This is a genomic window from Bacteroidota bacterium (assembly GCA_005882315.1).
In the GTDB taxonomy this organism is placed as follows: domain Bacteria; phylum Bacteroidota; class Bacteroidia; order Chitinophagales; family Chitinophagaceae; genus VBAR01.
Window position 1 is genome coordinate 2,551,074 of the sequence record VBAR01000001.1, and the last position, 13,480, is coordinate 2,564,553.

Genomic DNA, 13,480 nt, shown 5'->3' on the forward strand with positions numbered 1-13,480 from the left:
GCGGATGTGATGATGTGCGGATTTGCGGATTGAGGAAATGTTCTTAGGATTAATGAATGTACTCAACCCCGAAGGGGTTGAACATGAATAGCACCGGGTGAAAACCCGGTGTACAAAAAAGTAAAGTAGTAACAGTTGAATACCAAACAAACGATACGAAAAGTATTATTCATCCTGCTATGGGTGGTAATTGGCGGAGGCATGATCACCCTGCTGGTAGCAGCCATAGGAAAAAAGAAAAAAGAAACCTGCAGTGATTACCAGGTCACCATTAAAGGGGCGCAACAAAATTTCTTTGTTGATGTAAAGGATATTACAAAATTGCTGACTGCAGCATCCGGTGGTTCTATTAAAGGCCAGCATGTCTCCGATATCAAAATGAGAAAATTGGAAGAGCTATTGGAGGATAATGAATGGATACAAGACGCTGAACTTTGGTTTGACAATAAGAATGTACTCAATGTTATTGTAACCGAAAGAGAACCTGTTGCAAGAATCTTCACAACAGCAGGTAATACATATTATATAGACAGTACAGTTAAAAGAATGTCCTTATCTGATAAGATGAGTGCAAGAGTTCCTGTTTTCACCAACTTCCCTGAAAAAAAAGTATGGACCCCTAATGATAGTGCATTAATGCAGGATGTAAAATTAGTTGCACAGTTTGTTCAGCACAATGAATTCTGGAATAGCCAGGTAGCACAATTAGATATTATCAATTGCGGATTCAACTGCTGGCAATTTGAAATGGTTCCCGTTGTCGGCAATCATACAGTAAGATTAGGTAATGCCGAAAACCTGGAAGAAAAATTTAGCAGACTCTTTACTTTCTATAAGCAGGTATTAAGTAAATCAGGTTTTGATAAATACCCGGTGCTGGATGTGCAGTACAAAGGCCAGGTAATTGGGCTGAAGGAAAAGCCAATTGGTAAAGTGGACTCTGTTCTGTTAAGAAAGAATGTAGAAAAATTATTGCTGCAATCCCGTGAAGCGCAAAATGATTCAGCAGGTATTATTAATGCACCAAGAGTTATCGCATTTGATACAACAACAAATAATACTAACCCTGTTCCTGTGAAGACTAATAATCCGCCCAAACCAAGAGCAGTGATGATGAAGAAGAATTAGTTCGGAGTTAGGAGTCGGTAGATAGGAGGCAGAATAACGAACAGAACGTACAAGTGTGCGACACAACAGACGATGATAGTAGTAATGATGATGACAACAAAAAACCAAAACAGCTAACAACTAAAACTAAATACGTAAACAACTAAAAACGCAATACTATGAACAACGAGCAGCCCATTATTGTCGGACTCGACATTGGAACCACCAAGATCGCTGTTATTGCCGGTCGTAAAAATGAATTCGGTAAACTGGAGATCTTAGGCTTTGGCCGTGCCAACAGCAACGGTGTTAAACACGGACAGGTGTTGAACATCGATGAAACAATTAAAGCCATCAACACTGCATTGCAAAACTGCATGGCAAGTAATCCTGACCTGGAGATAGGAGAAGTGTATGTTGGCATTGCAGGTCATCATATCAAAAGCCTGCAAACCCGTGGCGATATCGTTCGCCAGAATACAGAAAATGAAATTAATCAATCAGAGATCGACCAGTTGGTCGCTGACCAGTACAAAACTTATATTCCTGCGGGTGACCAGATCATTGATGTGATACCGCAAGAGTTTACGATTGATAATTTTCAAAATATCGTAAAGCCGATCGGTTATGGAGGCGTAAAGCTTGGCGCTAACTTCCACATCATCACCGGCGATAAAAATGCTATTCGTAATATCAACCGCAGCGTTGAGAAATCGGGTTTGCATACAAAAGACCTGGTGTTGCAGCCGTTGGCTTCATCTTCTGCAGTAATGGGACAGGAAGACCTGGAAGCAGGTGTGGCAATCGTTGATATCGGTGGCGGTACAACTGACCTTGCTGTTTTCTACGAAGGAATTTTAAAACATACTGCTGTTATTCCTTTTGCCGGTGAAAATATTACCAATGATATTAAAACCGGTTTGGGTGTATTAAAAACACAAGCTGAGCAAATGAAAATGCAATTTGGAAGTGCATTGGCAAATGAAGCAAAAGGAAATGCTTATATCACTATACCGGGATTGCGTGGTATGCCTGCAAAAGAGATCAGTGTTAAGAATCTTGCCAATATCATACAAGCAAGAATGAGTGAGATCATGGATTTTGTTACATACCATTTGAAGCAGGTTGGTTTAGACAATCGCATGCTGAATGGTGGTATCATCCTTACAGGCGGTGGTTCACAACTTAAACATTTAATTCAGCTGACTGAGTATACAACCGGTTTACCTGCACGTATCGGATATCCTAATGAGCATTTAGCTGCAGGACATATTGAAGAATTGGCTAAACCAACTTATTCCACTTGTATCGGACTTATCCTGAAAGGGTATGATGATTATGAGCATAACCGCAAGGAGTTTGAAAAAGGTTTCAGAAAAGTTGGTGTGCCTGATGGTTTAAAAAGATCTGAAGCTGAAATTGATGCAACTATAGAAGGAGTAAGTGAGCAGCAGATGAAGGAACGTAAAGGCCTTAGCAATTTCTGGGGCAAGTTTAAAGATGGGATCATTGATCTGTTCAAAGAAGAAGAAGATAAACATCTATAACAACCGGCCCCCTAAATCCCCCAAGGGGGACTTTAGAACCCGATATTTTGAAAAGCTCTTTTTAAAACAACTAACCCAATTGTCAACAGCTTCGTAAGTCCCGCCCCAGCGGGATTTGGAGGGGCCTTTAAAATCAATTACTATGATACATTTTGATCTGCCCAAAGAAAAGTCATCCATTATAAAAGTGATTGGCGTAGGCGGTGGTGGCGGTAATGCCGTTAACCACATGCATAGCCAGGTAATAGAAGGTTGCAATTTTATTATCTGTAATACCGATGCACAGGCATTAGCCAACAGTGCTATTCCTAACCGTATCCAACTCGGACCACATCTTACACAAGGCCTTGGTGCCGGTGCCAATCCGGAGATCGGCAGACAGGCAACCGAAGAATCATTGGAAGAAATAAAACGCATACTGGAAGTAAATACCAAGATGGCATTTATTACTGCTGGTATGGGCGGTGGTACAGGTACAGGCGGTGCACCGATCATTGCAAAAATTTGTAAAGACCTCGGCATACTCACAGTGGGTATTGTCACAACGCCTTTTGCTTATGAAGGAAAAAAGCGTCAGCTACAGGCAGAAGAAGGAATAAAAATATTAAAAGGATATGTAGATACATTACTTGTTATCAGTAATGATAAACTGCGTCACCAATATGGTAATTTAAAAATGCGTGATGCATTTGCAAAAGCAGATAATGTATTGGCAACAGCTGCAAAATGTATCACCGATGTTATCAGCAGCACCGGCCAGATCAATGTTGACTTTGCCGATGTATGCACAGTAATGAAGAATGGTGGTGTAGCAATACTTGGTAACTCAGCAGTAGCAGGAGAGAACCGTGCACAACAAGCTATTGAAGAAGCATTGAACTCACCATTGCTGAACGATAATGAGATCAAAGGTGCTAAATGGATATTGATGAACATTAATAGTTCTGAAGGAGAACATGAATTCACTATGGATGAAGTAGAAGTGATACAGAACTATGTTTTAGCACAGGCGGGTGAGGATAGTGATGTGATACTCGGTTTGGGTTATGATAATACACTCGGCGATCAATTGGGTATCACGATCATTGCAACAGGCTTTCAGCATAAGGATCCATTTACAAAACCTGTTGAAAAGAAAAAGCCTTCAGAAGAAAAAATAATTATGGTGTTGGGTGAGGAAGAGAAACCGAAAGTTAGTAGTCAGGAGTCAGGAGTCAGGAGTCAGGAGCCAGGAGCCAAGAATCCAGTATCCAGTATCCAGCATCCGGAATCTATAACTCCTGAGCATTTAGCTCCTGTAATGATAGAAACTCCTGCATCCGAAGAACCTATTTCAGCAATGATGGTGATCGATGAAGATGAATTGGAAGAAGAAGAAATGGATATCGATAGCTACCAGGAAAAGAAAGAAGAGAGCAGCACCGTTATTCATTGGGAATTGGATATGAAAGCTGATAGTAATACTACGAACAATACGAGTAGTAATATTACGAAAGAAGACAAAAAAGAAGTCGTAAAAGAACAAAGTATAATAACGAATACCATAGTTTCGGCAGAGCAACCAAAAATCAATGAAGCTGCCATTCCCGAGAACAATCAGCCCGTAAAAAACATATTTGAAATAAGTGCGCCGGTGTCTGCAGCATCTGGTGGCTACCTGGCAAGGCCAGCTAATATCTATGCAGAAAGCAAACCAGGGGAAATCACCCCAATAACTTCTGCTGAAAAACCGCATTCGCATATACCCCCGCAGAAAGAGGAGGAAGTTCTTCCCGATCTGCAATTGGTAATGCGTGATGACATTCCAGCGGCGGATGCGCCGTTGGCCCATCATTCTCATACACCGATGCCTACCATCTCAGAGGACCAGGCTATGCCTGACGAAGAGGAGGAGCAACAACGTAGGGCAGCAGAACGACTGCAGAAGCTGCGGAATTTATCGTTCAATTTCAACGCAGCCGATCCGAATAATGAGTTTGAGACTGTGCCGGCCTACATCCGCCGCAATATGGAACTCTATAACCAGTCTTCCGTTGCGGAAAATTTCTACAGTAATATCGAAGTAAAAAAAGATGGTGACAGCAAAGCAACGCTGAGCACTATCAATACATTTTTGGATGGTAAAAAACCAGACTAACCGATCTCACATACATAGCCCGTTCCAATGAAATAAATAAGGCTAGTGTTTTTAGTTGTTCCCTCCGGTTTCTACCGGAGGGTTTTTTTATTATGAACTAGGCTACATTACTACTATTAAGTTTTTGTTGCGTCGCACTCTTGTACGGTTGGGAATTCTATTGTGCTCGAATATGACTATTTTTTAATTGCCAGAGTAAGAATTATTGCAATCAATGACAATATTATGCCTATCCACACAGCCCATTCATTTCTGATAAACCTTTTTCTATCTTTTTGATAGTCGAGATGTTGGTTTGTTAAAAGCTGAACATTGGTTCAGAGTTGTTGTAGTTCTAGATTTTCTTTTTCTGCTTGAGTTTCTATTGATTTTTTGTTTTTTGATTCTAACCCAGAGTATCCACCATTATCTATAAATGAAATTCCTTTTAAAGTCAAAACGTAAGATTGTCCCCAATAATGTTTATATCCTTTTTCTCCCATTCGAACTAAATCATCATTAATTAATTTATTCATTAATTGCTCGAAATTGTCCGGTTCTTTATTATCGAAAGCGTTTAGCACAATTTCTTCATCAACCAAACCTTGTTTGATGTTTGATTTTAACGCATTCAATATTGAATCAAGCGGATCAATAAACATGTCTTTTTTTATAAATGGAATTTACGCCGTTGTTGGTGTTTTCGAAGTTAAGTCTTTGCTCATTTAATTTTCTTCACCAACAACCGAAATTGTATTATGATTGTATTATTGGTGAAGAATCAGAAACTTTATTTTGAGCAACAACAACGGCGTAACTAACACGCAAGGCTATGGGTGAAGACCCTGCTACAACTAAAGGGCGAAAAATCATTGTTTCGATTTTACTCTCATAATATCAGTATCCACTTGCAGATTTCCTCGTTGCTTTGAAGCATTATACCATTTAAGAGCTTGCTCAAGATCTATACTCGTACCGCGTCCGTATTCATACATAATTCCAATGTTTCTCATAGCGTCACTATTACCGAGCTTTGCAGCTTCGTCCCATTTTTCTCTTGCCAAACTAAATTTGTCAGCATTGTAATATGCTCCTCCCTCTAGTACTAATGAAAGGCTTTTCTTACCCTGTACTCTTGCAATATCGTCCTTCACGTACGTGTGTCCTTTGTTTTTTGCGGCATTAAACCAGTCAAGGGCTTTATCATAATTCATATTTTCTCCTCTGCCCAGTTCATACATAAGTCCAATGTTGCGCATGGCATCACTGTTTCCAAGGCTTGCAGCTTCGTTCCACTTTTCCCTTGCTAACGGATACTTCAATGCATCGTAGTATGCTCCTCCTTCCATCACCAGGTCGTCGGAGCTTTTTGGTCTTTCTTTTCCATTAGCCGGTAAAAAATCTTTGCCGGCAGACGATTGCTTCTTTGGGTCAGCATATTTTTCTGTCGCTTTCAGGCTATTTGAGTTTTTAACCGGCTGCTTAGCTGGTGTATGAATTTTTGGGGAATCGGCAATTGATGTAGTGCTCTGCATTACTGAAGTATCGGTTGAAGTCCTGCTATGAAAAGTGTCGCTTGCTAAAGTGGATGAAGTGACAGAAGTATCAACCTTTGAAAAACCGAATGAACTGTGTGATGCTGAAGATGCAACAATTATCCACACAATAATTGCTATTCCAGCAACAACAGACCCTATAATGTAATAGACTTTTCGGAGTGACTTTTGTGGCTGAAGGAGCTTTTGCTGCTTATGCCATTCTTCTTCCCGCAGTTGTTCTTCTTCGGTTTGCTGCTGCGGCTGCCGGTCTTCGTTCACTTTTAGCATCAGGGTATTACTCACTGTTTGCAATACTTCATCATAACTATCCGTAACATCGTAATGCTGCAGTCTTTTGAGCCTGAAGGGAAGATTGCAGTTATCGATGCGGATGGGAACAACCCGTTTATTTTCTTCCAAAGCTGCGTACACTTCATCGAGTGCATTTTTTGATTGAACAGATGCCTGTGAAGCCACAAAAAGCACACAGTTGCATTCGTTTAATGCAGTTTCTATTTCAATGTCCCACAACGAGCCTAAGGGGATGTCGAGCTGGTCGAGCCAAATATCTACGCCCAATGTTTTAAGGTCTGCAGTAAGTTTTTTTACAAATGCCGAATCGGCGCGGGAATAGCTGACGAAGACCTTGCTTGGCATGGGCGATAGGTGGGGCTAAGAAATGAGATCATAAAGATAAGCATGGGTTTTGTCATTCTGAATTTGTTTTAGGAGCCTTTGCGGTGCAAAAAGATTTATGTCCTGCCGAGGTCTTCTCAAGAAGAAACTTCGATAAATAAAAAATAACTGAGAGACCCCGTGAGGACGGATATCATTTTACAGAAAAGGATTCATATATTTTCTGTAAAATAGCAAAAGAATCATTCTTGATTGTCCATATATTATAGTTACCCGCAGTTATCACTACCAATAAATTATTTGTTTTATCATAGAAGATTCTTTGGTCTCCATTTCCAACCGCAGCACTCGTGGAAATTAGTTTATTTTGAATTGTGTCTATATACGTCCAAAACAAATATCCATATCCTCCTCTTGAATTAGGCCTTGCTACTGCTTTTTGAATTGACACAGTTGCCCAATTCTCAGATATAATATGCTTATTGTTCCAACTACCCTTTTGATAATATAAAATGCCAAATTTTAATAGATCTCTCGACCGCAGTCTTAATCCTGAAGCAGCAGCAGGGGTATTGGTTCCGGGAAATTTAGTCCACTCAAAATTTGTAATGCCCATAGGTTTAAAAAGATAATGGTTTGCAAATTCATCGACCTTTTTCCCGGTTGCTTTTTCAATAATTGCTGCAAGCACTTCGGTAGTTCCTCCATTATAATTCCATACTTTACCCGGCGCAGATATTAAGTTTCGGCTTAAGACAAAATTTATAGGATCTTCACTCTTGTCCATTTGAATTTCACTATTTAGCGGATTATCATAAGGAACTTGTTCATTCCATTCAAATCCAGAGGTCATTGTTAAAAGATTTTTTATAGTCAGCGTTTTCTTTAGTCCCGTGTCGTAGACAGCATATTCCGGGAAGAAATCGAATACTCTTTGTTCGGCACTTTTGATTTTACCTTGTGCAATAGCAATACCTATACAAGCGGAAACTACACTTTTTGAAATGCTTCTGACGTCATGAGGGCTATTAGCAGAATGTTCGATTACGCCTAAATTCTTACCCCAGATTTGATCTTTTCCCGGAAAGTATTTTTCGAATACAAGCTTGTTGTTTTTGTATATCAGAAGACTATGAATATTAGGATAATAATTGGAAGAAATTTGAGCTGACAATGTATCTATCACTGATGGATTCATTCCCATTTCGGATAAGGATGCGGTTTTGATCCCATCCTCCAGATCGATAGGTTTAGATGAATGTAATTGATCTGTCTGGCTAATTCCATATCTGAATATTGTCAGGCAAATCAGGCTGATAACAATTTTATGACGCATAACAATATTTATTTTTTGATGGGAAATTAAAGAGCCGCTAAAGTGTATTACTGCTAAAATACGCTACTTATTTCGGTCAACATTTTTTTGTGCTGAAGTAGTCTAAAAAGACATTTTCGTATTCTTAATTTATATTATTACATTTAATAATGACACAGTGAGATGATAAGCTTTTCTCGGTTTGAATGTGCACACGAAAACGGCCGATTAAATTCCCGCAAACCATAAGAAAGACTAAGCCTGCTTAATACCATTACCCCTCTTGTGAACAATTGCCGGTGTTTCATTCAAAACAATTTTTTATGATAAAAAAATTAATTGCTTTCCATGCCTTTTTGCTTCAACTATTTATTGGGGGCATTGCACAAAATGTTGGTATTGGCAATACAAATCCTCAATTCCTTCTGGATGTTTCGGGCAGGATGCGCATCCGGAGCCAGGATGCAGTATTTACAGCGGGCATTTATTTTAATAAAATAGATAATTCGAATACGCAGGCTTTTATTGGCATGCATTCAGATAATTATGTTGGATTTTTCGGTGTACCATTGAATAACTGGGGATTGGTAATGAACACCAGTAACGGGAATGTAGGAATTAACAATACTTCTCCCCAGGCATTGCTGCATATAGTAAAGGGACAGGGAACAAACGGACCTTTTATTTCCTCACCAGCCGCAGTGATTGAAGGTGACCAGGGAGGCTGGCTGCAATTTTCAAATAATAATAATATTGAAAGCGGCATACTTTCGGGCAACCAGGTAACCGCTATACGAAGCGCAGTTATTTTTGGGTCTGATAGTTCTTTAAAGTTGCGTTCCGGTGGAAATTTTACGAGGTTAACCTTAACTAAAACCGGCGAAGTTAATTTTTCATCCAGTATCAATGTTACGGCTGACGTAAAGCGTCCCTCAACAGGCACAGCAAACCTTGTTCCTATTTGCTATGGTTCGGTTAATCTTGTAGGTACCATTCTTAGCGGTACTGGTAATTTTAGTGTTTTATGGACAGGTGCAGGGAATTACCGGATTACTATCACAGGCGAAGACTATAATGAATCTGATTATTGCGTTTTTATTACTCCTATAGGTGATGTTATTAGATTTTCTACTATAAGGGAAGTATTTGGTGAGTCATACATATCTCTAAGAATATATAATAGTGATCATATTTCTACAGAAACGGATTTTAATTTTATCGTTTATAAACGCTAAAGGAATTGTAAACGAACATAAGAGAGTAAGAAGCTTACCTGATTCTATTCTCCGTTGTATCCGCTGTCTGCAAGAAAGGAAGTAAAGTCTTTGATATTTAATATTTCTTGTATTGCTTTTGTTTTATCTGTCGCTTTTGTATAGTAGGCTTTAGTGATCTTATAGCCCATCCAATATCCCAGGTCTTTTGGTCTTGACTCGAAGCTGTGATGAAAGTTACAGAATAAAAATAATTTTTTGTTTATGTCGTGGGATCTCGCCACAACTTGTGCCATAAAAAACTCAACCTCTATCTTGTAGTTTGATCATTTGAGTACATTAAGCAATAATTCCGATTAAAGCTTTATTTCCAATAATTGGATTCATGTCGGTGGAACAGCACATTCTTTAAAGGATTCGTAGGTTCCGGCTGCGGGATCTTCTGAAATATTTCTTCCAGGACATAATCTGGAAAGTCAGCAATAATTTCTGTCGCAGCAGCAGAAAGTAATTCAAAATCATCCTCGGTTGCGGTTTCGTCGAATACGCATTTAAAAATGATTTTTTTATTACTTAACTCGATAGATGCGCTTCTTAGTGGCGGAGTGATTTCTCCTGTCAATGCTCTGACCCCACTAAGAATGAGAGAGATGTCTTCTTCAATTTTCATATGGGACCTTTTAAAAATTATAATTTTCTATTACCGCTAACGGTCAGGACTTTCTGCTGTGCTGATATTCCATGATTCGTCAGCCCGGTAACTAAAGATAAATAGAAATGCTGATGCTGAATAAACTTCAATTGATGTTGCGAAGGCAAGTCACAGCGTGATGCAATATAACAATTAGGGTTACTTGAATTTCTCAATCTTCTTCTGAATAGCATGTTTATCTGCCACTGTTTTTGCAAGTGAGTAAGCTTTTTCAAAATTCTCTTTTGCCTTTTGATAGTCAATATCAGTGTATAGTTCGCCGAGTAAAGCAAAATAAAACTGGCTATCTGTTAGCTTTAGTTTTTCTGCTTCAGCAATAGCCTGTTGTTTTCCTTTTACTTTGGCCACAGCATAAGTTCTGTTGAGTGCAGCAATAGGGGAGTATTCTATTTGCAGCAGGTGGTTATACAATTGCAGAATGGCCGACCATTTTTCTTCTGTATCGGCTTTCTGGGTATTCCAATAAGCAATCGCCGCTTCCAAATGATATTTTGAAAGCTGGTTTCCACCAGCAGATTGATGGAAATAGTAAATCCCGTTATTGATCAGTTCAGTATTCCAGAGATCAGTGTCTTGCTCTTCATATAAAACAAGCTCACCATTTTTATCCAACCGGGCTTCAAATCTTGAAGTATGAAAACACATCAATGCAAACAAAGCATTCACTTCAGGTTTGTTGGTAGTTTCATTTTCGATAAGCATGCTGCAAAGCCGCATTGCTTCAATACAAAGTTCTTTTCGTATTGGCTGGTTCTGACTGGTGGAATAATAACCTTCACTGAATAAAAGATAAATAGTTCGTAGTACTGTTGTAAGACGTACATCAATTTCAGCAGGACCGGGTAATTCTATTTTTATCTTTTCTTCACGCAGTTTTTCTTTTGCCCTCGATAATCTTTTATTGATCGTTTCTTTATTACTTAAAAATGCATCCGCAATTTCTTCAATACCAAAACCGCAAAGGATACGAAGGGATAAACCGATCTGTGCTTCGGGAGAAATAGCAGGATGGCAAATGGCAAACATCATTTGCAATTGACTATCGTTTATATTCTGAAGGGAAAGATCAATTTCTATTTCAGCAGAGGCTTCTTTTGTTGCTTTAATTTCAGGTACAATTTTTTTATCAAAGAGATCATTGCGCTGCAAATAGTTTCTTGCTTTATTTTTTGCAACATGATAAAGCCATGCAACAGGATTTTCAGGTATGCCATTCATACTCCATGTCTGCGCAGCCGTAAGAAAAGTATCGCTTGCAATATCTTCGGCTATTTCTATTTGTTCAAACCCGAAATGACGACTTAATACGGAAACGATCTTCCGGTATTCTGTGCGGAACAAATGCGGTATCAATTCAGGTTGTTGCATATATAATAGGCCCCTGCAAAAGTACAGGGGCTGTTCTATCATTAATGCACACCATCTCCTTTTGCAATTTTCCGCACTTCCAGGCTATTGCCTTCTCCCTGCAATACAGGACAGCCTTTGGCAAACTCTACAGCTTCTTCGATCGATTCCGCTTTTACGATGATCAATCCGCCGATCGTTTCTTTAATATCACCAAAGGGGCCGTTAGTAACAATGTTTTTTGAACCCTTATTGGTTACTACTCTTGCATCGCTAAAAGGCAAGCCGGTACCACTTACAAATTTGTTTTGTGCAGCAATGCCACCGATCCAGTCCATGGTTTGTTTCATCCATTCCTGTAATTGCTCGGGTGAAGCGACTGCCTGGCCGTCTTCATGCCGCATGATCAATGCATATTCATTCATTTCTTTAAGTTTTATGCTCCGCTATTCACGGAACAGTTTTAATAATCTGGTTACGCATTAATAACAAGTGAACCTTTCCGGATTGGACAAATATTTCAAAAAATATTTTCGAAATATTTTGCTTGCTTCGTAGGTAGCGGTTCCTGTTTATGTTTTCTCAATAACAAGTAATTGATTATCCACATACTTAATATTGGCAAAAACAGTATAACAAAAAAGATAAAATAAGAAACGGTTACTTCCGGCTGCGGTTGTTTTTGTATGAATATTCCTTGCCCGATGGGGCCTTCAGAAAAAATAAATCCTTTGGTCAGGTTCCATCCTAAATGAATGGCGCAGGGTATATACAATGAAAATGTTTTTGCATAACCATAGGCAAGCAACAAACCCATGATGCCGGTCATTATAAATAGTATGAGCATTTGTTTCGGGTCGCCAAATGCTTCCTGCGAAAACCAATGATAAATACCGAAAGCTATTGAGGAAATAATTATTCCTTTTACTGAACCCAGTCTTTTTATAAGAATATACAGCAGCACACCCCGAAAGATCAGCTCTTCAAATAATACCGACTTGATATTCCACCAAAGCCCTTCTGCAACTAAATTCGCTGACAATGCTGGATTTAACTGCCATTGTTCTTTTGCAAAACCAATTCTCATTACAAACTCTGATGCGCAACAAATAGCAGTAATAAAAAAGAAAACTACAAAACCGGTCAGTCTTTTTTTAGTTGGAAAGAAGCCCAGAACAGATAGATTGCCTTTTTCGACCAACCATATGATCAGCCAGGAAATTGCGAGTTGTACGAGAATGCCTAACATTTGATTATTAAGATTTTTTATAAGAGTGTGTCAACTGGTCAACACTTAAAAATACCGGATTTGCTCAAAACCTCTATAAATCAATGAATAATTTATACCAACGAGGAGGCCTGTTATCGGGAAAATTAATAACTTAGCCGCATATCTGCTTAAAGTGAAAAAGGTAACTGCTGCATGTTTTCTTATAATGATCTTTATTAGCCAAATCGGCTATTACTTCTTTTACAGTTATCGTCAGTACCAGATCAAAGAGGAAATTAAAGAAGAGTTATTTGCCAGTATTCCCGAATCATCACTTGAACTGATCATACAGGAGCAGTATGCAGACAAAATAGAATGGGAGGAGGCCGATAAAGAATTTTACCTGGATGGTAATTTGTATGACGTTGCAAAGATCAAACATGAAGATGGAAAGACTTATCTATACTGTATAAACGATAAAAAAGAAAAGGAACTTCTTTCGAATTTTTCTAAAACTGTAAACCATAACAATAGAAACAACAGATCCGAAAGTTCAGCGCTAAAATTCCAGTTTTCTGTTTATGTATTGCAGAGAACTGAAATTGTTCCTGAAATATTTACAGTTGCACCTGGCCAATTTCCCATTTTAGATGTGAGTTTAATTTCTTCTTTCAAAGAGATAAATTCGCCACCCCCCAAGGCCTGATCAGTTTTAATTACTACTTATTCACAACAACA

Annotated in this window: 13 protein-coding genes; 5 read left to right on the plus strand and 8 right to left on the minus strand. The window is 38.9% G+C overall.

Annotated elements, in window-relative coordinates:
- Positions 1 to 135 precede the first annotated feature (135 nt).
- The 3 genes from E6H07_10580 to ftsZ all read left to right on the plus strand — a co-directional run bounded on the left by E6H07_10580 (position 136) and on the right by ftsZ (position 4,791).
- Positions 136 to 1,128, plus strand: coding sequence for a hypothetical protein (locus tag E6H07_10580; protein ID TMI66314.1), 993 nt, complete (start codon positions 136 to 138; stop codon positions 1,126 to 1,128).
- 158 nt (positions 1,129 to 1,286) lie between these two features.
- Complete coding sequence (gene ftsA / locus E6H07_10585) at positions 1,287 to 2,654, plus strand: cell division protein FtsA (GenBank protein TMI66315.1); 1,368 nt, start codon at positions 1,287 to 1,289, stop codon at positions 2,652 to 2,654.
- A 142-nt stretch (positions 2,655 to 2,796) separates the two neighbouring features.
- Positions 2,797 to 4,791, plus strand: coding sequence for a cell division protein FtsZ (ftsZ, locus tag E6H07_10590; GenBank protein ID TMI66316.1), 1,995 nt, complete (start codon positions 2,797 to 2,799; stop codon positions 4,789 to 4,791).
- Between the two features lie 317 nt (positions 4,792 to 5,108).
- Here ftsZ and E6H07_10595 read toward each other — a convergent pair whose 3' ends face one another.
- The 3 genes from E6H07_10595 to E6H07_10605 form a co-directional block, all read right to left on the minus strand.
- Positions 5,109 to 5,432: a hypothetical protein gene (locus E6H07_10595; GenBank protein ID TMI66317.1), complete on the minus strand. Its 324-nt coding sequence runs from the start codon at positions 5,430 to 5,432 to the stop codon at positions 5,109 to 5,111.
- Positions 5,433 to 5,639: 207 nt separating this feature from the next.
- Positions 5,640 to 6,965 carry a toll/interleukin-1 receptor domain-containing protein gene (locus E6H07_10600; GenBank protein ID TMI66318.1) on the minus strand — a complete coding sequence of 442 codons (1,326 nt, stop codon included), beginning with the start codon at positions 6,963 to 6,965 and terminating at the stop codon, positions 5,640 to 5,642.
- 172 nt (positions 6,966 to 7,137) lie between these two features.
- Positions 7,138 to 8,280 (minus strand): serine hydrolase, encoded by a 1,143-nt coding sequence (locus E6H07_10605; protein TMI66319.1) that lies wholly within the window; start codon positions 8,278 to 8,280, stop codon positions 7,138 to 7,140.
- A 302-nt stretch (positions 8,281 to 8,582) separates the two neighbouring features.
- On the opposite strand from E6H07_10605, the gene E6H07_10610 reads away from it, so the two are divergent.
- The gene (locus tag E6H07_10610) at positions 8,583 to 9,494 is read left to right on the plus strand and encodes a hypothetical protein (GenBank protein TMI66320.1); all 912 of its coding nucleotides are present in this window, start codon (positions 8,583 to 8,585) and stop codon (positions 9,492 to 9,494) included.
- 44 nt (positions 9,495 to 9,538) lie between these two features.
- Here E6H07_10610 and E6H07_10615 read toward each other — a convergent pair whose 3' ends face one another.
- The 5 genes from E6H07_10615 to E6H07_10635 form a co-directional block, all read right to left on the minus strand.
- A complete protein-coding gene (locus E6H07_10615) occupies positions 9,539 to 9,769 on the minus strand; it encodes a hypothetical protein (protein TMI66321.1) in 231 nt (76 codons plus the stop codon).
- A 68-nt stretch (positions 9,770 to 9,837) separates the two neighbouring features.
- Positions 9,838 to 10,143: a hypothetical protein gene (locus E6H07_10620; GenBank protein ID TMI66322.1), complete on the minus strand. Its 306-nt coding sequence runs from the start codon at positions 10,141 to 10,143 to the stop codon at positions 9,838 to 9,840.
- A 180-nt stretch (positions 10,144 to 10,323) separates the two neighbouring features.
- The gene (locus E6H07_10625) at positions 10,324 to 11,553 is read right to left on the minus strand and encodes a sigma-70 family RNA polymerase sigma factor (protein TMI66323.1); all 1,230 of its coding nucleotides are present in this window, start codon (positions 11,551 to 11,553) and stop codon (positions 10,324 to 10,326) included.
- A 41-nt stretch (positions 11,554 to 11,594) separates the two neighbouring features.
- Positions 11,595 to 11,957, minus strand: coding sequence for a transcription initiation protein (locus E6H07_10630; GenBank protein ID TMI66324.1), 363 nt, complete (start codon positions 11,955 to 11,957; stop codon positions 11,595 to 11,597).
- 95 nt (positions 11,958 to 12,052) lie between these two features.
- Complete coding sequence (locus E6H07_10635) at positions 12,053 to 12,781, minus strand: CPBP family intramembrane metalloprotease (protein TMI66325.1); 729 nt, start codon at positions 12,779 to 12,781, stop codon at positions 12,053 to 12,055.
- 154 nt (positions 12,782 to 12,935) lie between these two features.
- Between E6H07_10635 and E6H07_10640 the strand changes: the two genes are divergently transcribed.
- Complete coding sequence (locus tag E6H07_10640) at positions 12,936 to 13,448, plus strand: hypothetical protein (GenBank protein TMI66326.1); 513 nt, start codon at positions 12,936 to 12,938, stop codon at positions 13,446 to 13,448.
- Positions 13,449 to 13,480: the final 32 nt, after the last annotated feature.

Excerpts from the sequence above, each read along its gene's own strand:
- ftsA (TMI66315.1), top strand. The coding sequence starts at position 1,287 with ATGAACAACGAGCAGCCCATTATTGTCGGACTCGACATTGGAACCACC.
- ftsZ (TMI66316.1), top strand. The coding sequence starts at position 2,797 with ATGATACATTTTGATCTGCCCAAAGAAAAGTCATCCATTATAAAAGTG.
- E6H07_10595 (TMI66317.1), bottom strand. The coding sequence starts at position 5,432 with ATGTTTATTGATCCGCTTGATTCAATATTGAATGCGTTAAAATCAAAC.
- E6H07_10600 (TMI66318.1), bottom strand. The coding sequence starts at position 6,965 with ATGCCAAGCAAGGTCTTCGTCAGCTATTCCCGCGCCGATTCGGCATTT.
- E6H07_10605 (TMI66319.1), bottom strand. The coding sequence starts at position 8,280 with ATGCGTCATAAAATTGTTATCAGCCTGATTTGCCTGACAATATTCAGA.
- E6H07_10610 (TMI66320.1), top strand. The coding sequence starts at position 8,583 with ATGATAAAAAAATTAATTGCTTTCCATGCCTTTTTGCTTCAACTATTT.
- E6H07_10615 (TMI66321.1), bottom strand. The coding sequence starts at position 9,769 with ATGGCACAAGTTGTGGCGAGATCCCACGACATAAACAAAAAATTATTT.
- E6H07_10620 (TMI66322.1), bottom strand. The coding sequence starts at position 10,143 with ATGAAAATTGAAGAAGACATCTCTCTCATTCTTAGTGGGGTCAGAGCA.
- E6H07_10625 (TMI66323.1), bottom strand. The coding sequence starts at position 11,553 with ATGCAACAACCTGAATTGATACCGCATTTGTTCCGCACAGAATACCGG.
- E6H07_10630 (TMI66324.1), bottom strand. The coding sequence starts at position 11,957 with ATGAATGAATATGCATTGATCATGCGGCATGAAGACGGCCAGGCAGTC.
- E6H07_10635 (TMI66325.1), bottom strand. The coding sequence starts at position 12,781 with ATGTTAGGCATTCTCGTACAACTCGCAATTTCCTGGCTGATCATATGG.